This window comes from Shinella sp. (assembly GCF_052438155.1).
Lineage (GTDB): Bacteria > Pseudomonadota > Alphaproteobacteria > Rhizobiales > Rhizobiaceae > Shinella.
This window is the reverse complement of the sequence record NZ_JBQVPI010000002.1, coordinates 412,176-437,353: the sequence shown is the minus strand read 5'-3', so window position 1 is coordinate 437,353 and position 25,178 is coordinate 412,176. Positions and strand designations below refer to the sequence as shown.

Sequence of the window (25,178 nt, the reverse complement as noted above, 5' to 3'; positions counted from 1 at the left end):
AAAACATGACGGACGATCGTCCTCTGCGCATCATTCATTGTTTCCGGTCGCCCATTGGCGGAATCTTCCGCCATGTGCGTGACCTGGCCGAGTTCCATGCGAAGGCCGGCCATGACGTCGGCATCGTCTGCGACAGCCTCACCGGGGGCTCGTTCGAGGATTCGCTGTTCGATGAAATCCGTCCCTATCTTTCGCTCGGCCTCGTTCGCGTGCCGATCAGCCGCGCCGTCAGCCCGCGGGATATCGGCGCCTTCTGGAAATGCTATCGGGAAATAAAAAGTTTGCAGCCGGATGTCCTGCACGGGCACGGCGCCAAGGGTGGCGCCATTGCCCGTCTCATCGGCTCAGCCCTGCGGGTGAACAGGTATTGCGTAGCCCGCCTCTACTCGCCGCACGGCGGCAGCCTGCACTACGATCGAAAGACCGTGGCCGGCTTCTCGATCCTCACCGCGGAGCGGCTACTCGAAAAGTTGGGCGATGCGCTTGTCTTCGTCTGCGATTTCGAGCGCGATGCCTATCTCGCCCGCGTCGGCAAGCCGCGCGTGCGCGCCGAGCGCATCTATAACGGCATCCACGATCGAGACTTCGAGACCGTCTATTCCCGGGAAGACGCGGTCGACTTCCTCTATATCGGCATGCTGCGCGACCTGAAGGGACCGGATGTCTTCGTCGACGCCTTCGCCCGCACCGAACGCCTCGTCGGCCGACCGCTCTCCGCCCTGATGATCGGCGACGGGCCGGACAAGGAAAAATACCAGAAGATGATGCTGCGCTGGGGGCTTGGCCGCCGTATCGGCCTGCTGCCCGCCATGAAGGCGTACGACGCTTTCGCAATGACCCGCAACGTCGTCGTGCCGTCGCGCGCCGAGGCGATGCCCTACATCGTTCTGGAAGCGCTTGCCGCCCGCAAGCCGGTCATCGCCAGCCGCGTTGGCGGCATTCCCGAAGTGCTTGGCCGAGACAGCATCGCGCTCGCCAACCCCGGCGATGCGGACGCGCTTGCCAGGGTCATGGTCGACGCTGTCAGCGATCCCGCTTGGTTCGCCAAGGTGATGCCGGACTCCGCCACCTTCAAGCAGACCTTTTCCGCCTCGGTCATGTCCTCGTCCCTGCTGCGCCTCTACCGCGATATTCTCGCCAAGCAGAATGGCGGAAATCGGCACGCTTCCTGATCCGACGATCACCCACCACGTAAACGTTTCTTAGGGGCTTCGTGCTATCTCCGGTGCAAAGCCTCTGCAGGTGCGTGCCATGAACCATGTCGACAAGCCCGACTCCTTCGATCCTGAAGCTCTGAGACGAAAAGCTTCCGAGATCCGTACGATCACAGCCGGTTCGCCGTCGGAAGAATACGACGGCGGCAAGACGGTCGATCTCAACCCGCTTGCCCAGAAGATCGCGCAGCAGTTCCGCGCCGATACTTATTCCCCGAGCATGATCATCGGGTTGTTGCGCCTTTTCGAATTCGTGGCGCTGCTGGCGATCGGCTACGGCATTCACCTCCTCTATGTCAGCACCGCCGGCCTGGGCATAACCGTGTTCTACCTGTCGGTTCTTGTCGGCGGCGCGGCGATGGGCGTCCTGCTGCTTCAGCTTGCCGACGCCTATCAGGTGCCGGCCCTGCGCTCGCCCTGGCGTATGACGCCAAGAATCCTCGCGGCCTGGGCGATCGCCTTCGGCGCGATGGCGCTCGTCGTATTCTTCTTCAAATCCGGCGAGGAATATTCCCGCGTCTGGTTCGCGTCGTGGTTTGCAACGGGCGCGGTCTATCTCGTCATCGAGCGGCAGGTGATCGCCTACTCGATCCGCCGCTGGGCCCGCAACGGCACGATGGAGCGGCGCGCCGTCATCGTCGGCGGCGGCGAGCCGGCAAAGGAACTCATCCGCACGCTCGAGCAGCAGCCGGAAAACGATATCCGCATCTGCGGCATCTTCGATGATCGCGACGAACGCCGCTCGCCCTCGATCGTCGCCGGCTATCCGAAGCTCGGCACGGTCGCCGAACTCGTCGAATTCGCCCGGCTTGCCCGCATCGACATGCTCATCATCTCCCTGCCGCTGTCGGCGGAGGCGCGCATCCTGTCGCTCCTCAAGAAGCTCTGGGTACTGCCGGTCGATATTCGCCTTGCCGCGCACGCCAAGGGCCTGCGCTTCCGGCCGCGCAGCTACTCGCAGATCGGCAGCCTGCCGATGCTCGATATCTTCGACAAGCCGATCGCCGACTGGGACAATGTCGCCAAGCGCATCTTCGACATCTTCTTCAGCGTCCTCGCGCTCGTGCTGCTCTGGCCGGTGCTGATCGGCGCCGCCATCGCGGTGAAGTTCACCTCGACCGGCCCGATCATCTTCAAGCAGAAGCGCCACGGCTTCAACAACGAGGTCATCGAGGTCTACAAGTTCCGCTCGATGTTCACCAACATGTCGGACCCGACGGCCAAGGCCGCGGTGACGAAGGGCGACCCGCGTGTAACCCCCGTCGGCCGCTTCCTGCGCAAGTCCTCGATCGACGAACTGCCGCAGCTCTTCAACGTGCTGAAGGGCGAGCTTTCCCTCGTCGGCCCCCGCCCGCACGCCATCCAGGCCCAGTCGCACGACCGCAAATATGTCGACGTCGTCGAGGGCTACTTCGCCCGCCATCGTGTCAAGCCCGGCGTCACCGGCTGGGCGCAGATCAACGGCTGGCGCGGCGAGATCGACCATGACGACAAGATCCGCTTCCGCACCGAATTCGATCTCTACTACATCGAGAACTGGTCGCTCTGGCTGGATCTGAAAATCCTGTTCCTGACGCCCTTCCGCCTGCTCAATACGGAAAACGCGTATTGAGCGACGCGGCTCTCCCCTATGCTCCGCCATTCCGGCCGCGTCTCGCGGCCGTTGGCATTATCGGTTCCATGCTGGTGGCCGTCGGCGTCTTCCTGTCGGGCTTCGTCATCAGCGAGCCAGCGCCTTACGAAGTCTTCATGGCCGGTCTCATCGGCCTCTGGGCAATCATCGGCCTGCGCATCTCGCGGGGCATCGCCCCGCTGCTGATCCTGCTCGTGCTCTTCAATGTCGGCGGCATGCTGTCGCTCACCGTGCTCGACGACTTCTCCGTCGGCCCGATGTACATCGCCGTCTCGCTGTTCCTGGCGCTTTCCAGCGTGTTCTTCGCCGCCATCATCGAGGCGAAACCCGCTCGGCTCGAACTCATCTTCCGCGCCTGGGTGGCGAGCGCCCTCATCACCTCCATCCTCGGCATCCTCGGCTACTTCCACGCCTTTCCGGGCGCCGAGGCCTTCACGCTCTATGACCGCGCCAAGGGCGCCTTCCAGGACCCGAACGTCTTCGGCCCCTTCCTCGTCGCCCCCTCGCTCTACCTGATGCACGGATTGCTCGCCGGCCGCATTCTCGGCGCACCGCTGAAGGTCATCGGCGTGCTCATCCTGGCGCTCGGCCTGTTCCTGTCCTTCTCCCGCGCCGCCTGGGCGCTTTACCTGTTTTCAGTGGTGGCACTCGTCTTCGTCATGCTGCTCAAGGAGCGCACGGGCGCGTTCCGGCTGAAAATCCTCGTGCTCAGCCTGTCGGCCGCCGCCCTGCTGATCGTCGCGCTGATCATCGCGCTGCAATTCGACAAGGTGGCCGACCTGTTCTCCAGCCGAACCCAGCTGGTGCAGGAGTATGACGGCGGGCATCTCGGCCGCTTCGAGCGCCACCGCATCGGCTTCCTGATGGCCATGGAAAAACCGTTCGGCATCGGCCCCATGGTGTTCAGCACGATCTTCCCGGAAGACGAGCACAATATCTGGCTGAAATCGCTGACCAGCTATGGCTGGCTCGGCTTTGCCTGCTACTTCGCCCTCATCGTCTGGACGCTCCTGGCCGGTTCCAAGGCGCTGCTTCGCAATCGAACCTGGCAGCCCTACCTGATGATCTCCTTCATCACGCTTGTCGGCCATACCGCGATCGGCTTCGTCATCGACACGGATCACTGGCGTCACTTTTATCTCTTGCTGGGCGTCGTCTGGGGCTGCATCGCGCTCGAACGGCGCCACAACCGGCAGATCGCATCGGGCCGCACCCCATCATGACCCCCTCCCCGGAAAAGAACCCACGACGAATGCGTCTTCTCCAGGTGCTGGAACCGAGCGGCGGCGGCTCGGGCCGGCATTTCATCGATCTTTGCCAGGGCATGAAGGCGCGGGGCCACGAAGTGCACGCCGTCTATTCGCCGGTGCGCGCAGAAAGCCGTTTCGTCGAGGAACTGACGTCGCTGGATCTGGCAGGCGTGCACATCGTCGCCATGGCGCGCTCGCCCGGCCCGTCGGACCTGCCCGCCTGGCGCGCGCTGCGCGCGGTCATCCGCAAGGCAGGTCCCTTCGATGTCATTCACGGGCATAGTTCCAAGGCCGGCGCCCTTTCGCGCCTGCGCCTTCCCGGCCACCATGTGCCCCGTGTGTACACTCCACACGCCTTCCGCACGATGGACCCCGGTCTCGGCGCGCTCGGCCACAAGGTCTATGGCGCAATCGAAAAGCTGCTCGCCCGCGGGTTTACCGAACGCCTGATCTGCGTCTCCGCCGATGAATACGCCCATGCCCGGGCGCTCGGCATACCGCGCAACAAGCTGGCGATCGTCGTCAATGGCGTCGAAACACCGCCGTCGGATTCGCGCGCGACAGTGCGTGCAGCACTCGCCATCCCCGCCGATGCCCTGCTCTATGGCTTTGTCGGCCGGCTCTGCCACCAGAAGGCGCCGGAGCGGCTGCTCACGGCTTTCCAGCGCGTGGCAGAACGCCTCCCGAACGCCCATCTCGTGATGATCGGTACCGGCGAAATGCAGGACGCAGTCAACCGCCAGATCGAAGCGAGCGGCCACGCAGACCGCATCCACCTCACGACACACTTCACCGGCCCGCAGGCCATGGCGGCGATCGACGTGCTCGTCATGCCGAGCCGCTACGAGGCCATGTCCTATGTCATGCTGGAGGCTGCGGCGGCTGGAAAGCCGATGGTGCTGACCGATGTCGGTGGCGCCTCCATGGTGCTGAAGGATGGCGTCAATGGCGTACTCGTCGAAAACGACGACGATCCAAAACGCCTGGCCGACGCCATGATCCGCTTGAGCGACCCCGACCGCCTCGCCCGTCACACGGCCGCCGCCCGCGCCCGCAGTGGTGACTACAGCCTGGAACGCATGATCGGCGAGACGGAAGCGATCTATCGCGCCCTCGTCGCCTGACGCCAAAGGCCGCCCCTCCTCCCGGAGAGACGGCCCTCAAGCATTATAACTGTCTTAGCGCCTGATCGCGCGCGCCAGGGCGATCAGTACGCAGGCACCGATAAAGCCCGCGACCAGATAACCGATCCAGCCCCCGAGCGAAACACCGATCAGCCCGAGCAGAAGATTGGCCACGGCCGCGCCGACAATGCCGAGAACGATGTTCATCAGCACGCCCATATTGCTTTTCATGAACATCTCGGCGAGCCAGCCGGCAATCCCGCCGACAATGATGGCTGCGATCCAGCCGATACCTGCGTCTTCCATGCGCGTCTCCTCAAGCTCCTGACACACCGGCAAAAGACCGGCGGCAGGTAAACGTGGAAACGCGCGCAAAGTTCCATGGGGACTTGCGAATACGATTTACAACAGTGAGGAAAAATTGGTCGGAATGGCGGGATTCGAACCCACGACCCCTTGACCCCCAGTCTTAATATACCGCTTTTGTAGCCATTCCTAGCGTTGCACGCAAGTCGCACAATCCCCGGAATTCCAACGCTATCCAACCCATGCCCGCTTGACTGATTCAAGTTCTTACCTACAATACTGGCTACATTCTGGCTATAAATTGGGACGAGATGGCTACAATTAAGATAAGCGCACCGACCGTTTCCGATGTCCTGGCGTCAGCGCTTCCAAACAAAACAACCTTCTATTTCGATACCGACCTCGCTGGCTTCGGCTTTTATCGGACCACCGCCGGAACCGGGACTTGGTTCGTCGAATATAGGCCGGTCGCCGGTGGTTCCAAGAAGCGGCTGAAACTGGGCCGTGTCGGCACCTTGAAGGCGAGTGAGGCCAGAGAGGCGGCCCGCAAAACGATCGCCCACGCCGGCCTCGGGAAGGATCTGGCAAAGGACCGCTCCGACGAGCGTGCCAGTGGGACGATTAAGGAGCTGGTCGAAGACTATATCGCCGGCAAGGATATGAAACAGTCCACTAGGGACTTTTATACCGTTACGATGAAGACCCACATTCAGCCGCATCTGGGGGCAATGAAGGCTGTTGCTGCTACACGCGTTGACGTTCAGCGGGCGCACATGAAGATGACCAAAACGGCACGATACTCCGCCAACCGCGCCATGGCCCTCCTATCTGCCGCTTACGTTTGGGGAGCGAAGCGTGGGTACGTGCCCGAGGGATTGAACCCGGCTGCAGCGATCGACAAGAACAAGGAAGAGCCGAGGGAAAGATACCTGACCGGGGAAGAGATGGTGCGGCTCGGTGATGCTCTGCGAGAGGCCGAAACGATCGGCATTCCGCACAAGGCGTCTGACAGCAAGCATGCCCCCAAGGAAAAAAACCGCACCATTTACGGGCGGCACGTCACCGGAGCAATCCGGTTGCTGATGCTGACCGGCTGTCGTCTTCGCGAAATCTTGAACCTGCGTTGGTCGGAATATGATGAAAAGCGAGGCCTACTGATGTTGCCAGACTCGAAGACGGGTAGAAAGACGGTCGTACTCTCCGAGGCAGCGCAAGCCGAGCTGGATGGCCTGCCGCGTTTAGGCCAATTTGTGATTGCTGGCCGCAGCGCTGGACTACCTGATGAACAGCCACGTACCGACTTGAAAAAACCGTGGGCAGCAATAGCCGGGCGCGCTGGGCTTGACGACGTGCACCTGCACGATCTTCGTCATACATTCGCGAGCGTAGGCGCGGGAGACGGCATGTCTCTGCTGACGATTGGAAAGTTGCTAGGTCATTCGGACGCGGCCACGACGCAACGGTATGCGCACCTTCATGTTGACCCAACACGAGCGGCTGCAAACGCCATCGCAGGCCAGATTGCCACCGCCTTGGAGGGAAAGTAGATGTCGGAGGAGGATGACGATCACCTGCCCGCATGGGCAGAGGCACTGGGCCGCGGCCCCATTCCAGTGACGGAACATACAAACGAAGACGAGTTGGCTGAGGAAATGGCGGTGCGCCTAGACGCCCTCCTTCGATCGCTTAACGGTCTCGGGCCGACCGCTGCGGGTTGGCGGGAGTTAGCACTCGAATTGGCGCTGAGATACGAGCCGTTGTTCAAGATCGAAACGCCCGTTGATCGTGAAAGCCTGGGCGGGCGTCCCGTCGGCTGGCAGAATTTCACCCTCCGATCTAACATGAAGGCCGAGATGCGGAAGGGGAAGTCGCAAGCAGAGGCGGCCCGGACGATTGCGAAGGCGTCGAAAGGGAAGATCAGCTTCAAGACCGCAAACAATGCCCTATCGCGCAAGTCGCAAGCTCCGGATTCGATACGGCGATGGACATACGAGTGGAAAGCCGCGCGAGCGATAAGGGCTGCGGCCGATAAGCTGTCCCAAGAATGACCTGATATTCTCGGGACGTATCTTCTCTTATCTTACCCCATGCAACAATGAGCATGGAGGGATATTGATGGCAAATCTTCGAGTAAAGCAGGCAGCAGAATACGTCGGACTTTCCAAGTCGTTCCTGGACAAAGCGCGGTGCTACGGCGGCGGGCCGATGTACGTCAAACTAGGCGCTACGGTCATCTATCGTAGCGACGATCTCGATGCGTGGATTGCGTCGAAATGCGTGGCGGTCAATGACAACGGCACCGCCGTCATTGAAAGAGCGCCCGTCAATTAGAGCGGCCTTTCCAGGTTGCCAGGCTTGATGGCCATACTCGTCGTCGATGGCGTCCGGACCGCTGTAGTGCCTTTTGAGATGGTGATGGTCGAGATGCGCGACAAGCGATTTTAGTCCTGACAGCTATACACCACCCGAAATTGCGGCCTGTGGATAAACACGAGAAATGCGGAGTTTCCTCACGAGGCTGGCGAGAAATGCTAGACTGACAGAGCAAAGTCGCGGGCGAGGACAATGAAGCCACAGAAGTTGCTCAAGTTGCTGGTCGAAGCAGAGACGCGTGTAAGCCACCTCGAAAAGTCGCTTTCCCCCGTCAACGACGAAGTGGGTTTAAAAGACTCGGTGGTCTCCCGCTTGGTAGACCTTCGCATGCGCTTACGTCGATATCAGAGCAAAATAGACGTCCTGCAGCTGCATGATGTTGAATCGCTCGAGCGCGTTGTAGGCATTTTGCGCGAAGATCTCATCGAAGGCATGAGGACCACAAGGCCTGCGGCCCCGATATGGAAAGCGCTTCGGACAATATATGACGATACAACGCTGCAGCAATTCACCGGGGGTTTGAGAATTGGTCTGATCCAACTTGAGCCCGACGAATTGATCGAGCGAGTTCCTGGGCAGAAAACGGCAGCATTCAAATTTGAATTTATTGAAAATGAGCTTACGGTCATCGACCAGCCGTTGCGGCTAGAAGAAAACGAACAAGCTATTGCACTTGCCGCTTTCGAAGCCGCGGTGGAGCAAGGAGAAATTGTAAGGAACGATCTGGGCGTCACCAATGCGTCGCCGAGGCTTAAAGAAGCATTCGATCGCCTGCAATCCACTATGGCGTCCTACAAGAACATTGTACAAGTGGGCGCTAGGGCGCAAATGTGTAGTCGCCTGGTACAGGCGGAAGCTGAAGAACTGTCCCCGAACTTGTTCGGCCTCCTAGTCGGGCATGTCGAATCCGTATTCTCCGCTCTGGCTCAATTCCGAGACTGGCGAGAGTATTGCGAAAATGCGTCAAGGGTGCCCCTCGATCGCCAGTCCATTGATGATCTCACTCGCGGCGCCGCGGCGATTATCGCGCAAATAAGGCTCTCCGAGACAGCGGACTCAGCGGTGGCGGACGCGCTCGCGACGGTAGCAGGTTGGGTTGAAGAACCAGAAGTTCCGGACAAGCGTGATATTTTTTCCCTAACCAGAACCATCGAGAATCTATGGTCAGCGGTCTTAAAGTCAACGGTTGGAATCGGACGAGAAACTGTATCAGAGGCGCGAAAGACGGCTGCTAAAGGAATCTTGATTGTACTTCTGGCAACCGGGGCATCAGTGGTGCCGATAGTTGCCAAGGTGCCTGGCGGCGAATGGATTGAAACGGTGTTCAACTATCTGAAATCTGTTGGGGTCGATCCCGCGAAGAAATAGAGGGAGTGGGTGCCTAGGAGTTCTGGCAGCAAATTGTCTGTACATCCAAGCTCATTTCGATGGCGCAAAAATCAAAACCTCAACTCTCAAGAACACGGCCTCGTCTACGAGACAAACGCGGCCAGCGCTGGCCTGTGGTGTAAAGGGCCCCGTCGCCGCCTGGCGCACACGGGCAAACTCAAAATTCGTTGCGGATCCAACTGGCATAAGTGAGCCAGTCGACCACGCCGCGCCCGTCGTTGCAGGATTTACAAGCCAGAGCCAGATTATCGAGGTAGTGTCGGCCGCCGTCAGCGCGGCGGCGCAGGTGCTCGAGCGTCGCCGAGTCGTGCCGACTTCTATAATGCGGCGCGTATCTCAGCCGCAGGAACTTGCGGCAGTAGCAGCATCGGCCTTCTTGAAGGTGAAAGAGCAACGCGATGATTGCGCGCTTGCGCCGGCCGCTGAGTGACTTCGACAAGCCCATCCTCCATCACAGTGCGGAAGGGGCGACCGGCGGTCTCGCCGGTCAGTTCGATTTGATAAAGCGCTTGCCCTGCGAAGGTTCTTAATCTTCCGCGGATAACCGCGGGCAGATCACCTCCAAGCAGGACTGACTGATCTTCGGCGAAGCGGAAAGGTCTTAATCTGGGTGACGTGGCGGTCATGGGGGTCTCCTCGTGTTGCAGGCTTGCTCTAAATTGAGTACACCGTACCAATACGCCGCAGAAATGAGGGCGTCAACATGTTTTTATAACGGTGTACCAAAATGTTGCCGATACAGTGCAAGATGGCGCGCGTCGCCTTGAACCTTGGGGTGCGGGAGTTGGCGGCGTTGGCAAAAGTCGCACCCGCAACAGTATCTCGCCTTGAAGGCGGGGAAGCGCTTAAGGAGCGCACAGTGGACGACATCCGCGCCGCCCTCGAATCCGCCGGCATCCTGTTCATCGACCAGAACGGCAACGGCCCCGGCGTCAGGCTTCGAGATCGGCAAGCCTGACGGAACAAAATCCGCCTCGTTTCATTGCTTTTCCCGCCAGTCAGGCAATGAGGAGAGTCCAATGAAAACGCTAGCTGACATTTTCGAGCACACGCTCCAGGACATTTACTTTGCCGAGAACGCCATCACCAAGGCGCTCCCGAAGGTCGCGAAAGCAGCCACCGACGCAAAGCTAAAGCAGGCTGCCGAAGACCACCTCGAGGAAACAAAGGGCCAGATCAAGAAGCTCGAGCAGGTCTTCAAGTCGATCGGCAAGAAGGCTTCCGGTGAGAAGTGCGACGCGATCGAAGGGCTGCTCAAGGAAGCCGACGGCCTCATGAAGGAAGCTTCAGGAACCGCGCTCGACGCCGGTCTGCTCGCTGCCTGCCAGGCGGTAGAGCACTATGAGATTTCGCGCTACGGGTCGCTACGCGAGTGGGCAAAGGACTTGGGGCACGACGAAGCCCACAAGTTGCTCAGCGAAATTCTCGACGAGGAAAAGGCCACCAACAACAAACTCACGAACTTGGCGGTTACCTCTGTGAACAAGACGTCGCCCGCGAAAAAAGCTGCCTGACCCAGTCAGATTGTTTGATAGAAGGCCGGCCAATCTGGCCGGTCTTCTGCCGCCGGACGGCCCGATTTCATAGTGTATTTTTACAAATCTGTCAAAGACTTAGCTAGATTTTGCGTATTGCACGCACTAACCATTCGCTTTAGCCTGCTCTCGCGGCCACCACCCGCACCCGGCCCTAGCCGGTCACCACGTTAGAGGAGACCAACACTGCGATCGGCATCCGTGCCGATAGCGATATTTGTCCTCCAGCGCCTTGGTGAGCGCCTTGCTAAAGCTCGTTCAACGAAAAGACTCTCCCAACTGGTGGATCCGCGGAACTGTACGCGGCATTTCCGTCTACGAGACCACGGGGACCGCCGAGCGAGACGCCGCCGAGATCATCCTCACTATCAGGGCGAAGGAAGTTCTCGACGAGAGTATCTTCGGTAAGAAGCTGAGCGTCACGTTCGACAGCGCGGCGGAGTCCTACCTGCTGAGTGGCGGATCACATCGGTTTTTGAAGCCGCTTCGCCAGCGTTTCGGCCCAACCCCGCTTCGCAGCATTCGGCAAAACGACCTTGATGCAGCAGCCATTAAACTATTTCCAGATGCGGCGCCCGAAACCCGCAACCGGCAATGCTATACGCCCTTCATAGCGGTCTGGAATCATGCCGTCGGCAATGACTGGGCAGATCTGCGGCAATGGCGACGGCCAAGGAAGGCGAAGGGGACGACAAGGCGCCGACTGATTAAACGCAGTGGGAGTCACCCGATCGACTACGAGCGTGCCGCGCGTTTCATCGCGGAGATGTCCCCTGCGCCTGCAATGGTGATGACAGCCCTTTTCTACACAGGCATGCGGCCGATCGAGTTGTTTACGCTCGAGCGAAGCGACGTTGACCTGAAAGCCCGTTGGCTCGTCATTCAAAGCAGCAAGACCGGTGAACCACGCGGCATTCCGATGCATGAGTTTATTGCGCCGCTGTTCACCGCCCTTCTCCAGCGCAAAGACGGAAACCCGCACGTCTTTCGAACCTTCAGAGGCGAGGCGTACACCATCATGGCGGAATCGGGTGGACAGCTCAGCAATGGGATTGTTGGAGCAAGAAAGCGGCTGGCGGCCAAGGGCGTCGATATCAACGACGTATCTCCCTACACCGCACGCCACTCAGTAAGCACACAGCTCGTCATCAACGGCATCCATCCACACATCAAAGATCAGATCCTCGGCCATGCTGTCACGGACATGTCACGCCACTATACCGCCGTGCCCCAGGCTCATCTGATCGAGGCGATCAATACTCTGCCCGTTCCCCAGGAGTGGCGCCGCATGCCTTGGTGGGGAGATCCGCTCTCGTGGTCTCGACGACACGTCAAATGGGGGAGGTGTTGATGATTGAACGCCGACGACATCCACTCAAAGGCCTCTTAAAGGTCAAGAAGGCTCTCGCGGACGGCAGGACCATCTATTATTGCTACGCTTGGCGTGGTGGCCCGCTTCTAAAGACGGATAACGGCAAGCCGCTCCAGCCGGACGACGCACGCCTGCAGCGAGCTTTCGACGCTGCGCACGACCGACGACGCAATCCGAACCCCGAGACGCTCCAGGGCCTTATTACGGCGTTCCGTGGATCCTCTGACTTCAAGACGATATCCGCCTCAACCAAGCGAGAGTACAACCGCTATCTGGACATGCTGAAGGAGGATTTCGGCAATCTCACTTTCAGTGATCTGGAAGCCAAGGCCACCCGCGGCGACTTCAAAGCCTGGCGTGACCGCAGAGCGGACAACCCACGTGCTGCTGATTATGCCTGGACCACCCTCGCCCGCGTTCTGTCCTTTGGCAAGGACCGCGGACTGCTGTCATTTAACATCGCCGAGCGCGGTGGACGCCTCTACAGCGTCGATCGTCGCGAGAAGACGTGGACGAATGCAGACATTGCCGCCTTTAATGCTGTTGCCTGTCAGGAACTTCAGTTAGCGCTACTGCTGGCTTTCTGGACCGGGCAACGTCAGGGTGACCTTCTCGCGCTTCCATGGAAATCCTATGACGGCGCAACCTTTCGGCTTCGACAGAGCAAGACAGGTCGGCGGGTGGTGATACCGGCATCCAGCCAGGTGCAAAGCGCGCTAGGTGCGGTTACGCGGCGATCACAAACGATCCTTTGTAACACTCGTGGGAAGCCGTGGACGACCGGCGGATTTTCTACCAGTTGGCGGAAGACACGCCTTGCTGCCGGCATCAACGAACTGACCTTCCACGACCTCAGAGGGACGGCCGTAACCCGCATGGCCCTGGCTGGCTGCTCTATTGCTGAGATTGCCGCGGTAACAGGCCATTCGCCGAAGGATATCGATGCTATTTTGCATACGCATTACCTCGGCGGACAACGTGAGCTCGCGCGCCAGGCAATGGCGAGGTGGGACGGGGCGTATTTGAGCCCGACATAGGCAAAGAACATGACCGACGCAGAACGCATCGCCGAGCTCGAGGCGAAAATCCAACAAGCCTACCACGTGATCGGCCAACTCCTGGGCGGCCCTGACGGCAAGTCGGAGGACTTGTATTCACCCCAGGGACAGCCTGCGCTCGATTACTTCGCACATGAAGACTTCGACGAGGACTTCCTGCCGTAAGTCCATCCTCGCCGAGCAGAGTGACGCTATGCTAGAAAGCATGGGTGGCCAAGCCATAGGAATATCTTCCCCGCCTCCTTGACTCCTTTCCCAACCAGAACATACTAAGAACATCTCAAAACCAAACGAGTGCCTGCTGTGGCATCAACACAGGAGAACGAAGACGTGCGCGCAGAATCACCTGAGCCTCGCAACGAGGTAGACGAAGCTCTCGCCTGGCACGGCGGAAACGCCCGAGCCGCAGTCGCGACACTCCTGGCTGACTGCGCTTATCTGCGATGGCAGCTTCAGCTGGCCGATCGCGCGATTAGCTCCGGCTTTACGCGAGGGTGGCGACCGAGCGCCGAGAGAGTATAGTGCGGGTTGTTGAAAGGGTTTGGCAACGCACTTACCCCCGGGTTCTGACTGTACCGGATTTTGATGAAGAGGACTGGTCGGCCCTCAATGATGGCCTGAGCATCGGTCGGGTGTCGCGGGACAGAACGAGCCTGCAGCGCGGCATGTTCATGTGAAGCAACTATGCCTCAATTCGGGCGGAGCGTCGCAAGAATCATGGCACGTACACTTCCGTCTCTCTGCCATCAATAAGAGTAAGTCGTAATTTTTGTTCCTCCCCAAGCTCCCAACTCGAGACGATGTCATCTGCCTCGAAGCGCCACGCCACTTCCCCCTTCGATGTTAACTTGGATGCTCCCAATTCGTTTATGACTATAACGCCATTTTCGCTCAAATCAAAAAATGCATAGAACACTCCCAGAAACTTACATATTGTTCTTTGGTTTCCGGTATTCGGATCGACCATGATTACGGTCGCGTCAAATCCTACAAAATATAAATCTTCCCGCTCAAAATAGACAGATGAAGGGGTGATTCCAGTTCCAGAAGCTATTATACCAACCGAAAATCTACTGTTGGACCCGGCCATTAAAATATACTCACCAGGAGCCTCACTACCCTCTCCTAATACTGCGTATTTGTCAAATTTCTTAAGTTCTGATATGAGCTGCGATTGGGCATCATACCTTCCTTGGATTATCAGATCCGATCTCATTGCTGTCACTAGCCCCTTACAAAGCATCTATGGAAATTATTGTTGATGTCTGTACCGCGTCCCACCTCCGAACATCTTGATCGTAATTAGACTTGGTCCATCCCAAATAGTTTGCAATTTAACGTTGCCATACCGGCCAGAGAGTAAAGAATCTCGTACAGTACGTCCGCCCTCTTGAATCCCGGATATGCTTGAAGGATCGTTCAGCACAGATTCCAGATGCTTGGCAACCGTCGCCCTTGTAGTGGGGGAGTCGGAGAGGCCAATACGCTGCATTTTCTGTCCTAACTCGTATGATCTTTCAACATTGTGGGGCTTGCCTTTAGTCACCTTTCCTAAAAGGAAATCAAGTTTTGACCCAAGCTCTGGCATAACCCGATCGACAGACTTGGGGACGGAAACGCCCCCTTTTGCCCCAAGGACGCCAAGTCCTTCAAGCCCGAGTTCCGTCAAAATCTCTGCATCGGACCGCCCAACTCGAGATTTATAACGCTCCTGCATTTTCTCGAAATCCGCCTTGTTAACCTCAAACTGGGCGGCTCCGATCTTGCCGTCCCGATAGCTTTCAGCGTTGTGGTCAAGCGCGTCTTGAGCGTCCTTGGCTGCTGCCTCATTTCGCGCGTCTCTATCCTCCTGAGAGGAGAAAAAATCAGCAAGATTCTCGAAAATGTGCCCATTCGGATCGGATTTGTTAATTGGATCGTTATCGGCATAAGCATATCTGTTTGTCCCGACGCCCTCTATTGTCGGGTCCCAATCATCGGGCGAGATGAAGCGGCCGAGGATCGGATCCATGTAGCGGGCATTGAGGTAGAGCAGGCCGGTCTCGACGTCGAGGCGCTCGCCGTCAAGAAATTCCACGGCGTCGGGCCAGCGACCGCCGAAAAAATGGAGCGGCTTGGCATTCTGACCGGGGCGGACCTCAAGGCGAAATCGATCGTCTTCCTGCAGGAGCATTTCGGCAAGGCGGGTGCCTGGTACTATGACATCTCCCGCGGTATCGATCACCGCTCCGTGCAGCCGGACCGGCCGCTCAAGTCGGTAGGCGTTGAGGATACGTTTTCAGTCGATATTGTCGACCTGGAGGCCGCCCGCGCCGAACTGACCCCACTGGCCGCGGAGGTCTGGCGCCGTTGCGAAAGCAAGGGGCTCCATGGCCGGACAGCGACGCTGAAGGTCAAATACGCCGACTTTCAGATCATCACGCGCAGCCGGACGATGACCGGTCCGATCGCCACGGCCGATGATCTCAAAGCCTTGGGCCAATCCCTTCTCGAATCGCTCTTTCCAACAGCGAAAGGCATTCGTCTGCTGGGCCTCACGCTTTCGTCCTTTGTCGACGCCGAGGTGAGCGAGGCAAACCAGCTCGAACTGCAAATCTAGATCGCCACGGGACACGACGGTGGGTCGAAATCCGCTCCCGCCGCCTTACATTGCCACTGCATCGGCGGGAGGACCGTGTGACAACGCACGCCATTCGGAGGAGCCATGTGCACTGTCACCGGTTACGGCGGAAACCCTCGCTGGCGACGAGCAAGCCGCGTGTATAATCCCGCGTCACCTTGCCGGCGGCGAGGTCGGCGGACGCCAGCTGTTCCACAGCGCGACCGTTCTGCATGACCATCAGCCGGTCGCACAAATGAGTTACGACGGCGAGATCATGACTGACCATCACGAAGGTGAGTTGCCGCACGGCACGCAGCTGCTCGAGCAGGTTCAGCACCTCGGCCTGAACGGATGCATCGAGCGCCGATGTGGGCTCGTCGAGCAACAGGATGGACGGCTCGAGGATCAGCGCGCGGGCAATCGCCACGCGCTGGCGTTGGCCACCGGACAGCTGGTGCGAATAGCGGAAGCGGAAGCTTGGCCCGAGCCCGACCTCGTCGAGCGCGTGCACGATGCGGCCCTCGGTATCGTCCAAGCCATGGATGGCGAGGGGCTCAAGAAGCAGTCGATCGACCGTCTGGCGCGGATGGAGTGACCCATAGGGGTCTTGGAAAACCATTTGGACCTTGCGGTAGAAGGCTTTGTTGCGCCGTTCGCCGAGTATCGTGCCGTCGACCGCAATCGCGCCTGCAGAAACCGGAGCAACGCCCGCCACGGCACGCAAAAGCGTCGACTTACCGGAGCCGGATTCGCCGACAAGACCGAAGGACTCACCAGGCGCCACCGAAAGGCTGACATCCTCGAGCGCCACGAAATCGTCGAAGGCGACGCCGAGGCCTTCTATGGCGAGAGCCGGTGTCATGTCATCCACTCCGGCTTTCGGTCGAGTACCGGTAGCGGGTGCCGCTCAGCGCCGATCTCGGGCATGCAGTTGAGCAGGCCACGGGTGTAGGGGTGCTGCGCGTCAGCAAGCCGCGCCGCCGGCAGTTCCTCCATGATGCGACCGGCATACATGACGATGACCCGGTCGCAGAATGAGGAGACGAGGCGCAGGTCGTGCGAGATGAAGATCAGCCCCATGCCGCGCTCGGCGACAAGACGATTGAGGATGCCGAGAACGTCGAGCTGCACGGTAACGTCGAGCGCCGAAGTCGGTTCGTCGGCGATCAAAAGTTCCGGGCCGGCAATCAACATCATGGCGATCATCGCGCGCTGGCCCATACCGCCGGAAACCTCGTGAGGATAGAGGCCGAAGACGCGTTCGGGATCGCGGATCTGCACGGCAGCCAGCATGTCGAGCGCGCGCCTCTTCGCCTCTGCTCTGCCAACCGGCTCGTGCGTGCGCAGCGTCTCGACAATCTGCCGGCCGATGGTCATAACCGGGTTCAGCGAATATTTCGGATCCTGCAGGATCATCGCGATGCGTTTGCCCCGCAGCGCGCGTCGCTCTGCCTTCGAGGCCTTGAGGAGATCAGTGCCGTTGAAATCAAGCTTGCTGGCCGCGATCACGCCGTGTTCGGCGGTCAGCCCCATGATGGCGCGGCCGGTCTGGGACTTGCCGGAGCCGCTCTCGCCGACAATGCCAAGCCGCTCGCGGCCCAGTGTGAAGGAGACGCCACGTACGGCTTCGATGACGCCGGTGCGTGTCGGGAAAGAGACGCGAAGGTCCTCGACATCGAGCAGCGCGCTCATTGGCCGCTCCCACGCGGATCGAGTGCATCGCGAAGTCCGTCGCCGAGCAGGTTGAAGCCGAGACTGACGATGAGAATGGCGAAGCCCGGTGCTGCGGCGACCCACCATTGATCGAGGATGAAGCGGCGGCCCGACGCGATCATCGCGCCCCATTCGGGCAACGGCGGTTGCGCGCCGAGGCCGAGGAAGCCGAGGCCGGCGGCGGTCAGGATGATGCCCGCCATGTCGAGCGTCACGCGTACGATGAGCGAGGAGATGCAAAGTGGCATGATATGTCGCAGCACGATGCGCCAGGGAGAAGCGCCCATCAGTTGCACCGCCAGAATATAGTCGGAATTGCGTACCGTCAGCGTCTCGGCGCGCGCGATGCGCGCATAGGGCGGCCAGGAGGTGATGGCGATGGCGATGATGGCATTGCCGATGCCCGGTCCGAGTGCGGCGACAAAGGCGAGCGCCAGTACGAGTTTCGGAAAGGCGAGAAAGATGTCGGTGACGCGCATCAGCACCGCATCCACCCAGCCACCCGCATAACCGGCGACCGTGCCGACGAGAAGGCCAATGGGTGCTGCAATGACCGCAACCAACAGCACGACCTGCAAGGTTAGGCGCGAACCGTAGATGAGGCGTGACAGGATATCGCGGCCCTGATCATCCGTGCCAAGCCAATGCCCCGGCCCTGGCGTCATCAGCCGCGCTTTGGCAAGATCGCCGATATAGGGCGAATGGGGTGCCAGCAACGGCGCGAAGGCTGCGAGGAAGACGAGGCCGAGGATGATGACAAGGCCGATGACGGCGAGGCGGTTGGCGGTAAACCGCCGCCAGGCGACATAGGCACGGCCGAGCCGGGCCTGAAGGCGCGATTGCGGCCGGTCGGTCAGGAGCCATTCGCGGCGGGTCATGGTGGCCTCGCTCATCGTGTCCTCGTTCGGGGATCGAGCATGCGATAAAGCATGTCGGAGAGAAGATTGATGGCGATGAAGACGGAACCGATGATGATGGTGCCGCCGAGCACCGCGTTCATGTCGGCGTTTTGCAGGGAATTGGTGATGTAGAGGCCGAGCCCCGGCCACGCGAAAACGGTCTCCGTCAGCACCGAGCCTTCGAGCAAACCGGCATAAGAGAGCGCGATCACCGTGATGAGCGGCACGGCGGCATTGCGCAATGCATGACCCCAAATGATGCGGGCCTCTGACAGGCCTTTGGCGCGCGCTGCGACGATGTACTCCTGGCCAAGCTCGTTCAGCATGAAGGAGCGTGTCATGCGGCTGATGTAGGCCATGGAGAAATAGCCGAGCAGCGAGGCCGGCAGGATGATGTGCGAGACGATGTCGCGGAATGCTGCCCAGTCGCGATTGATGATTGCATCCAACAGGAAGAAGCCAGTAACCGGCGTGAACGTGTACTCGAATACGACATCGATGCGGCCAGGGCCAGAGACCCACCCGAGGCGTGCATAAAAGACGAGCAGGGCGAGCAGGCCGAGCCAGAAGATCGGCACCGAATAGCCGACGAGGCCGACGATGCGCACCACCTGGTCGCTAACGCTGCCGCGCCTGACGGCCGCGAGCACGCCGAGCGGAATACCGAGGAGCGCGCCGATGATCGTCCCGACGGTGGCCAGCTCCATGGTCGCGGGGAAGACGCGGCGAATGTCGGTCATTACAGGGTTTGTCGTCAGCACCGATGTGCCGAAATCACCGCTGAGCACGCCTTTCATATAGAGCCAGAACTGGTGGTAATAGGGCAGGTTCAACCCCATTTCCTGCCGCACGCGCTCCACCACATGGGCAGGCGCCCGGTCGCCGACGATCGCCAAAACCGGATCGATCGGCACGACGCGGCCGATGAAGAAGGTGACGGCGAGCAGGCCGAGATAGGTGGTGGTGACGACGACGAGGAAGCCCACCGCCGATTTCAACCGCCCATAGGCGCGCCGTCTGGCGCGCCCTGCCTGCTTGCGCGTTTCCATCATGCTCAAGGAAGACTATTCCTTGGACACGGGTGCGAGCGGGTTGGAATCGAAGCTCGGGCCGAGCGTGTAGCCCTTGACGTTGCCACGAACGCCCGCGACCTCGATCTGCTGGAAGATCATGACGAAGGGGCTCGTTTCCAGTGCCTGCTGCTGCAGCTTTTCATACATCGCCGCACGCTTGGCGTTGTCACGCTCCAGAAGGGCGGCCTTGGACTCGGCAGTCAGTTCCGGAATATCCCAGGCATTGCGCCAGGCGAGCGTCTTGACGGAGGCATCGTCGCCATTGTCGGGATTGGAGGTGAAGGCCTCGCCGTTCGAGTTCGGATCCCAGTAGTCCATGCCCCACTGGCCAATATAGAGATCGTGGTTGCGGGCGCGGTACTTGGTCAGCGTCTGCTTGCCGTCGCCGGGAATGATCTCGATCTTCACTCCGGCCTGGCCGGCAGTTTGCTGGAACGATTCGGCGATGCCCGTTACCGGCTGCGTGTTGCGCACATCGAAGGTCACGGAGAAACCGTCCTTCAGACCTGCTTTCTCAAGCAATTCCTTGGCCTTCGCCACGTCGAACTTGTAGGGGCTTGCCTCCAGCGCGCCGAGCACGCCCTTGGCCTGATAGGTCTGGCGAATTTCACCGATGCCCTTGATCAGGGTCGCACCTATCGCGTCGTAGTCGACGAGATATTTGAAGGCCTCGCGCACCTCGGGCTTAGAAAGATTCTCGTTCTTCTGGTTGAGGCTGATGTAATAGACTGTGCCCTTCGGCGCGCTTGTCGTCGTCAAATCCGCATTCTTCGAAACGGCGTCGAGATCGCCCGGCTCCAGGTTGCGGGCGACGTCGACGTCGCCGGCTTCCAGCATCAGGCGCTGCGTCGCGCTTTCCTTGACGTGGCGGTAGATGACGCGGGTCAGCGCGGGCTTTTCGCCATAGTAGTTGTCGTTGCGTTCCAGAACGAGGATTTCGTTGGCACGCCAGTCGCGGATCTTGAACGGGCCGGAGCCGGCATAGTTGGTCTTCAGCCAGCCATAGCCGAAATCGGTGTCGTATTTGTACTCGTCGCTCGGCGTCTTGGCTTCGGCGTGCTCCATCACCAGCTTCTTGTCGAGCACGGCGCCGACGGTGGCGGTGAGGCAGTTCAGCACGAAGCTCGGCGCATAGGCCTTGTCGACGGTGAAGACGAAAGTGCTTTCGTCAACGGCCTTGGCCTTTTCAGCGACATTGTCGCCAGTCAGGCCGAACTGGGTGAGGATGAAGGCGGGGCTCTTGTCGAGCTTGACGACGCGCTCGAAGGACCAGGCGACATCCTCGGCGGTTACCGGATTGCCGGAAGCGAACTTGATGCCCGGTTTCAGCTTGAACGTATAGGTGAGGCCGTCGTCAGACACGGTCCAGCTGTCGGCGACGCCGCCCTTGACTTTAGTCGTGTCGGCGATGTCGAGGCGAACCAGCATGTCATAGGCATTGCCGATGAACTCGGCCGGCGACAGCTCGAAGGATTCGGCTGGGTCGAGCGTGATCGTATCGTCGATTGCCCAGGCCTGCACTAGAGTATCGGCCGGCGTTTCCGCAAAGGCCGGAGCCATACTGCCCGAAACGAACAGCAGCGAGAAAGCTGCACCGGCAAGCAGCGGGCGAATGTGGTTCGTAAGCTTTTCCCTGTTCATTCCCGTACCCCATGTCACATGGTTGTTCTTCGGCATCCGATGGCCGGACGTCATTTTAATAAGTAAATCATACTATTGTCCGGAATGACAATCCCCTAGATCGCGATTGATTGTCAGGCAAAAGGCTGCCTTTCTGTGGGCGGCGGGTCCTTGCCGCCGTGACCGCGCCGCCCTAGTTCACCTCGATGGCTATTCGCGGACCACACTCTACAGAGTGTTCGGAAGACAGGTTGCTCCACTGTGAGGAGGATCTGGAAGCTGAATTCCAGGCGCTGGTTTAGAAAGCACTAAAGGCAGGATGGGACGAGGCAAAGGCCCTGCAGCGCCCCCTGCCCGACGATGGGTTGGTACTGTTGCCAGTCGAGGAGGCTGAACTGGCTCAACAGAGCCTTCTATGGTCTACGCTGTCTCAGCCCTTGCGGTCGGCCAATTGGGGTCGAGCTTGTTCAAGGATATCACGTTGGGGCCGAACGACGCCAGTGACCGCATCCTCTACAACTCCGACACAGGGAGCTTGTTCTTCGACGGTGATGGTTCTGGAAGCACGTACAAAGCGGTGAAATTCGCAACGTTGTCGGGAACGCCAACGCTGACAGCCGCTGACTTCTTTGCAATCTGATTGGTGCCTTACCCATAGGACCGCCGCCATGCGTCGCCAGGCAATGGCGGCGTTGGCTCCGATCGACAGCTAAGGCACTATCTGCCCGCCGACGATACTATTTTAGGCAGGCGAACTGCTGGAGATGGAATAGAACGCAGCCATGACGTGGACGGTAGCTTCGCGCAAATGGTGGACATCGTGGTTTCAATCGATGAAGGCGAAATCGTTATCGAGTGTTTCGACAACTTCGACACGCGCTGGATTCCTCAGAAGCTTTGCATACCTGTATTTGAAGGATCCTCCGGAAAGGGCCACGATTTGTTCGGCTGTCCAGACCGGATCCAGCATAGTGCTGGTGTCCTCGTCTGTTTTCTCCCAGAACGGCGTACGGATACCAGAGGGAGCGGCGACGAGCACCTTCCCAAACCCTGGATCACGTACAAGCGAAGCGCCGAGCATGGCCATACCGGCCTTCGTTGCCGAATAGGCAGGCTCTTTCGGCCTCGGCGTATATTGAGAGCTTGATGTGATCAGCAGCAGCTTCAATGGCGTCGGGGCAATAGGCTTCAGACGCGCCACCAGCATCATCGGAGCCAACAGACCCACATTGGTCATTGTCGTAAGCGCTTCATCATCCAGTGTTTCGATAGATCCGCGCTGCAGAAATCCAGCGGCGTAGACGAGCGTATGCACGTCTTGAAAGCTCGCGGTGAGGTTGCTGATCCCCTTGGAAAGATCATCCACAGAGGCCGTGATATTCAGTTTGACGAATTGCACATTCGCCAAGCCACGATCTTTGCGCCCAGTGATGCACACCCGATGACCTTCGTTGACATAATGCCGAGCGAGTTCAAGCCCGACTCCGGAACTGCCGCCGACAATCAGGATGTTCTTTTTCATTCAAATCACCTTTGGATTGCAATCTGATACAGATACGAGAAAACAGTATCGGTATCAAAGCAATGAGAACAGACGGCAACGCCCACAATCGAGATGTCGCAATGCCGCGGCGGCGTGGCTCGCGCTGGGGATCTACCTGGGGCGGTAGGATGAAGGCAGATGATAGGCATTTGGTGCCGGCCTTCTAGCCGCGCCCGGTCTACACGGACGAGCGCGCGGTGCGCGAGGCCAAGCTATTGGCGGGAAGCTATGCCGGCGTATTGGTGTGGAGCCGCGACGCAGATGCGGTGCAAGAAGGAAGCAACATCAAATACGCACGTTCAAAGAATTCTACGACCCAAACCGACCTGTGACAGGAGAAGTCTCAACGGGCTCTATATTCCTGTCGTAAGGAGATGAAACACTCGGAAAGTCCGAACCGGCTTTTACCATAAGGAAACAAATTCGCTAAAATACAATACCCACCAAAAAATGTTCAGCCGGTACACTTGCTGTTCCGTCGCCCATCCCTTTCATAGCGTTAACGAGAAGCAGGGGCTGGTTTCATGTTGCGCGACGTAAAGAAGATAAGTTCTGGAGATTTCCACGCTGAGGTAGTCAAGCACCTCAAAAAGTCCGAGAATCCACAGCTCGTCGGAGAAACGTCGCGCACCAAGTATGGGGGGGTCCACGACGATGGTGTCGGCATCCCGACCGTGGGATATGGCCTCAACCTCAAAAGCCATTCCTTCGATCTGATAACAAAGGCGTTCAAGCTAGCCTTAAAAGGAAGTGTCTCGGCCGAGCTATCTACCACTCAGCAGAGCGGACTTAATATGATCAAGGCGTGGAAGGAGGATCCGACCGGCGCCAAGACAAAGAAGCTTCTAGACATCGCCGCTGGTAAAGCAGGTACGGAAGCTGAGCAGCGGGCGCTCGCATCTCTTCGCCTCACCGATAGCGAGGCATCCCGACTGCTAAAAGAAAAGCTCGATGGTAGAGAAGGGCTTTTCAAATCCGTCGAGAACGAGTTATCCGCAAAATTGAAGTCCCTCGGGGCGACGCTTCCGGCGCACTCCGAAGAACGTTTGGTGCTGCTTTCGCTTTACTATAACTCTCCATCGTTAATCGGGTCTGGAATTGCCAACGCGATAATAACCGATAATCACGCTAGGCTGTGGTACGAAGTACGCTACAATCATGCCAACTATAATATGAAAGGCCTTCAGAATAGGCGAGAAGACGAATCCAATTTGATCGATATTCTCGGGCCAAAATACAAAAAGGACCCCGACAAAGTCGCGGAGGGGCTAGGATTTTTGTTTAGCCGGAAAGGCGAACAGTCAAGCGTTTACGAGAAAATTGTCCAACGAGATAAAGAAATAATCAAATTTGACCCCGAAAGCGCGACAAAGGAGGCTTTCAAGGCAAAACTGAAGCCGTATTTGGACATTCTTTCAAAGGAATTTTCAGAGGGTGACCGCCTTGATTTCGTGCAGTGGGGCACGAAGGCGAATGACACCTTCACACCCGGTGTGGCAAAGCATGCAAAATTAACCGAAGCGAAGACGAACGACTTAATCATTACGGGAGACGGCACCAACACTGTTGACGCTGGCGGGGGAAATGATTGGATCTACGGGGGAAAACACAAGGACAAGATTGACGCCGGCGAAGGCGACGACACAATCTTCGGCGGGGCGGGCGACGACACAATTGACGGTGGCGCGGGCGCGGATGTGATGCACGGCGGCGCTGGTCGAGACACCTATTTCGTTGACGATGTCCTCGACAGAGTCATTGACCCGGATGGCGGCGAGATCTCAACCAAAATTGGGCTGAACAAGCTCGTAAAAAACATCGACACATATACCAACAACGCACCTGGGCTTACGCATAAACTGAAACTAGACACCTCCCTCTTGCCGTCGATATATGGTCCCGATCTGAAATTGGTGTTTTTCAATGGCAGTAGAGGAAACGATACGTACCAGTTCACTCTAACCGACAAGAACGTCACGGTTCAGATGCACACGGGCACTGGCAAAGACCGCGTGCTGTTCAAGGTTGACAGCACACCGGAACTTGGAACGACGACGGTTTTAATTGAAGATCTTTCATCTGCGGACAGATTCGATATTTCCGCGTTCCACGCCAGACCCTTTGATGAATATGATTATACTGATGAAGAATCTGCTGGGCGGTACTACTATCAAGGATCGCTTGCCAAACAGGGCGCGCTTTTTCTCATCTATGTTGATGAAGCGGACCCGTCCGTTACCTACAGCGTACTGAACCTGATATCATTCACGCCCGACGCGATCATCTAGAAGTAACAGAATTCGGCCCGCCGACCATCCTGTTTCAGACGGGTGGGCTTCCGGAGATGGAATTAGAATAGGTCGAGTGGAACAAGGGACGGACGATGTCGTTTGATGGGTGCGGCAATTGATGTGTGTCCACGCTCACGTTGGTTCCAAGCCCGCCGCAATAGAAGGTCGCTTCGATCCCCCTCC

25 protein-coding genes are annotated in these 25,178 nt (G+C 58.7%); 15 read left to right on the top strand and 10 right to left on the bottom strand.

Annotated features, from left to right (window positions below):
* The first annotated feature begins 5 nt into the window (after nt 1-5).
* The 4 genes from ACT6VE_RS06795 (at nt 6) to ACT6VE_RS06780 (ending at nt 5,221) form a co-directional block, all read left to right on the top strand.
* Entirely contained in the window at nt 6-1,172 is a 1,167-nt protein-coding gene (locus tag ACT6VE_RS06795) for a glycosyltransferase family 4 protein (protein ID WP_444797838.1), read from the top strand.
* A gap of 79 nt (nt 1,173-1,251) precedes the next feature.
* Nucleotides 1,252-2,826, top strand: coding sequence for an undecaprenyl-phosphate glucose phosphotransferase (locus tag ACT6VE_RS06790; RefSeq protein WP_444797837.1), 1,575 nt, complete (start codon nt 1,252-1,254; stop codon nt 2,824-2,826).
* Nucleotides 2,823-4,070, top strand: a complete 1,248-nt coding sequence (locus ACT6VE_RS06785; RefSeq protein ID WP_444797836.1) for an O-antigen ligase family protein — start codon at nt 2,823-2,825, stop codon at nt 4,068-4,070. Before ACT6VE_RS06790 ends, ACT6VE_RS06785 begins: the two co-directional genes overlap by 4 nt.
* A gap of 29 nt (nt 4,071-4,099) precedes the next feature.
* Complete coding sequence (locus ACT6VE_RS06780) at nt 4,100-5,221, top strand: glycosyltransferase (protein WP_444797835.1); 1,122 nt, start codon at nt 4,100-4,102, stop codon at nt 5,219-5,221.
* Nucleotides 5,222-5,275: 54 nt separating this feature from the next.
* Here ACT6VE_RS06780 and ACT6VE_RS06775 read toward each other — a convergent pair whose 3' ends face one another.
* Nucleotides 5,276-5,527, bottom strand: a complete 252-nt coding sequence (locus ACT6VE_RS06775; protein ID WP_444797834.1) for a GlsB/YeaQ/YmgE family stress response membrane protein — start codon at nt 5,525-5,527, stop codon at nt 5,276-5,278.
* Nucleotides 5,528-5,838: 311 nt separating this feature from the next.
* Between ACT6VE_RS06775 and ACT6VE_RS06770 the strand changes: the two genes are divergently transcribed.
* The 4 genes from ACT6VE_RS06770 to ACT6VE_RS06755 all read left to right on the top strand — a co-directional run bounded on the left by ACT6VE_RS06770 (nt 5,839) and on the right by ACT6VE_RS06755 (nt 9,268).
* The gene (locus ACT6VE_RS06770; protein ID WP_444797833.1) at nt 5,839-7,074 is read left to right on the top strand and encodes a tyrosine-type recombinase/integrase; all 1,236 of its coding nucleotides are present in this window, start codon (nt 5,839-5,841) and stop codon (nt 7,072-7,074) included.
* Nucleotides 7,075-7,575: a hypothetical protein gene (locus ACT6VE_RS06765; RefSeq protein WP_444797832.1), complete on the top strand. Its 501-nt coding sequence runs from the start codon at nt 7,075-7,077 to the stop codon at nt 7,573-7,575.
* Nucleotides 7,576-7,642: 67 nt separating this feature from the next.
* Complete coding sequence (locus ACT6VE_RS06760; RefSeq protein ID WP_444797831.1) at nt 7,643-7,858, top strand: helix-turn-helix transcriptional regulator; 216 nt, start codon at nt 7,643-7,645, stop codon at nt 7,856-7,858.
* Nucleotides 7,859-8,092: 234 nt separating this feature from the next.
* A complete protein-coding gene (locus ACT6VE_RS06755; protein ID WP_444797830.1) occupies nt 8,093-9,268 on the top strand; it encodes a hypothetical protein in 1,176 nt (391 codons plus the stop codon).
* Between the two features lie 178 nt (nt 9,269-9,446).
* Here the strand turns inward: ACT6VE_RS06755 and ACT6VE_RS06750 are convergent, their stop codons facing one another.
* Nucleotides 9,447-9,728, bottom strand: coding sequence for an HNH endonuclease (locus tag ACT6VE_RS06750; RefSeq protein WP_444797829.1), 282 nt, complete (start codon nt 9,726-9,728; stop codon nt 9,447-9,449).
* A gap of 580 nt (nt 9,729-10,308) precedes the next feature.
* Between ACT6VE_RS06750 and ACT6VE_RS06745 the strand changes: the two genes are divergently transcribed.
* The 4 genes from ACT6VE_RS06745 to ACT6VE_RS06730 all read left to right on the top strand — a co-directional run bounded on the left by ACT6VE_RS06745 (nt 10,309) and on the right by ACT6VE_RS06730 (nt 13,419).
* Nucleotides 10,309-10,803, top strand: a complete 495-nt coding sequence (locus tag ACT6VE_RS06745; protein ID WP_444797828.1) for a YciE/YciF ferroxidase family protein — start codon at nt 10,309-10,311, stop codon at nt 10,801-10,803.
* A gap of 256 nt (nt 10,804-11,059) precedes the next feature.
* Nucleotides 11,060-12,175, top strand: coding sequence for a tyrosine-type recombinase/integrase (locus ACT6VE_RS06740; protein ID WP_444797904.1), 1,116 nt, complete (start codon nt 11,060-11,062; stop codon nt 12,173-12,175).
* Entirely contained in the window at nt 12,175-13,233 is a 1,059-nt protein-coding gene (locus tag ACT6VE_RS06735; RefSeq protein ID WP_444797827.1) for a tyrosine-type recombinase/integrase, read from the top strand. The genes ACT6VE_RS06740 and ACT6VE_RS06735 overlap by 1 nt, the downstream gene beginning before the upstream one ends.
* 9 nt (nt 13,234-13,242) lie before the next feature.
* Complete coding sequence (locus tag ACT6VE_RS06730; RefSeq protein WP_444797826.1) at nt 13,243-13,419, top strand: hypothetical protein; 177 nt, start codon at nt 13,243-13,245, stop codon at nt 13,417-13,419.
* Between the two features lie 550 nt (nt 13,420-13,969).
* Here ACT6VE_RS06730 and ACT6VE_RS06725 read toward each other — a convergent pair.
* Both ACT6VE_RS06725 and ACT6VE_RS06720 read right to left on the bottom strand, forming a co-directional pair.
* Nucleotides 13,970-14,470 carry a hypothetical protein gene (locus tag ACT6VE_RS06725; RefSeq protein WP_444797825.1) on the bottom strand — a complete coding sequence of 167 codons (501 nt, stop codon included), beginning with the start codon at nt 14,468-14,470 and terminating at the stop codon, nt 13,970-13,972.
* 36 nt (nt 14,471-14,506) lie between these two features.
* On the bottom strand, nt 14,507-15,331 hold the full coding sequence (locus ACT6VE_RS06720; RefSeq protein WP_444797824.1) for an RHS repeat-associated core domain-containing protein: 825 nt from the start codon (nt 15,329-15,331) through the stop codon (nt 14,507-14,509).
* Between ACT6VE_RS06720 and ACT6VE_RS06715 the strand changes: the two genes are divergently transcribed.
* Nucleotides 15,227-15,853, top strand: coding sequence for a DinB/UmuC family translesion DNA polymerase (locus ACT6VE_RS06715; RefSeq protein ID WP_444797903.1), 627 nt, complete (start codon nt 15,227-15,229; stop codon nt 15,851-15,853). The two genes, ACT6VE_RS06720 and ACT6VE_RS06715, sit on opposite strands and share 105 nt — an antisense overlap.
* Nucleotides 15,854-15,968: 115 nt before the next feature.
* Here ACT6VE_RS06715 and ACT6VE_RS06710 read toward each other — a convergent pair whose 3' ends face one another.
* From ACT6VE_RS06710 to ACT6VE_RS06690, 5 genes are read right to left on the bottom strand one after another with little or no spacing between them, the layout of a single operon-like run.
* Nucleotides 15,969-16,718, bottom strand: a complete 750-nt coding sequence (locus ACT6VE_RS06710; RefSeq protein WP_444797823.1) for an ABC transporter ATP-binding protein — start codon at nt 16,716-16,718, stop codon at nt 15,969-15,971.
* On the bottom strand, nt 16,715-17,548 hold the full coding sequence (locus ACT6VE_RS06705; RefSeq protein WP_444797822.1) for an ABC transporter ATP-binding protein: 834 nt from the start codon (nt 17,546-17,548) through the stop codon (nt 16,715-16,717). Before ACT6VE_RS06705 ends, ACT6VE_RS06710 begins: the two co-directional genes overlap by 4 nt.
* The gene (gene nikC, locus ACT6VE_RS06700) at nt 17,545-18,462 is read right to left on the bottom strand and encodes a nickel transporter permease (protein ID WP_444797821.1); all 918 of its coding nucleotides are present in this window, start codon (nt 18,460-18,462) and stop codon (nt 17,545-17,547) included. Before nikC ends, ACT6VE_RS06705 begins: the two co-directional genes overlap by 4 nt.
* Entirely contained in the window at nt 18,459-19,520 is a 1,062-nt protein-coding gene (locus ACT6VE_RS06695) for an ABC transporter permease (protein WP_444797902.1), read from the bottom strand. The genes nikC and ACT6VE_RS06695 overlap by 4 nt, the downstream gene beginning before the upstream one ends.
* Before the next feature lie 12 nt (nt 19,521-19,532).
* Nucleotides 19,533-21,182, bottom strand: coding sequence for an ABC transporter substrate-binding protein (locus ACT6VE_RS06690; RefSeq protein WP_444797820.1), 1,650 nt, complete (start codon nt 21,180-21,182; stop codon nt 19,533-19,535).
* A gap of 442 nt (nt 21,183-21,624) precedes the next feature.
* Between ACT6VE_RS06690 and ACT6VE_RS06685 the strand changes: the two genes are divergently transcribed.
* Complete coding sequence (locus ACT6VE_RS06685; RefSeq protein ID WP_444797819.1) at nt 21,625-21,801, top strand: hypothetical protein; 177 nt, start codon at nt 21,625-21,627, stop codon at nt 21,799-21,801.
* Between the two features lie 186 nt (nt 21,802-21,987).
* Here ACT6VE_RS06685 and ACT6VE_RS06680 read toward each other — a convergent pair whose 3' ends face one another.
* Nucleotides 21,988-22,683, bottom strand: a complete 696-nt coding sequence (locus tag ACT6VE_RS06680) for an SDR family NAD(P)-dependent oxidoreductase (protein WP_444797818.1) — start codon at nt 22,681-22,683, stop codon at nt 21,988-21,990.
* 545 nt (nt 22,684-23,228) lie between these two features.
* Between ACT6VE_RS06680 and ACT6VE_RS06675 the strand changes: the two genes are divergently transcribed.
* A complete protein-coding gene (locus tag ACT6VE_RS06675) occupies nt 23,229-24,992 on the top strand; it encodes a calcium-binding protein (protein ID WP_444797817.1) in 1,764 nt (587 codons plus the stop codon).
* Nucleotides 24,993-25,178 lie beyond the last annotated feature (186 nt).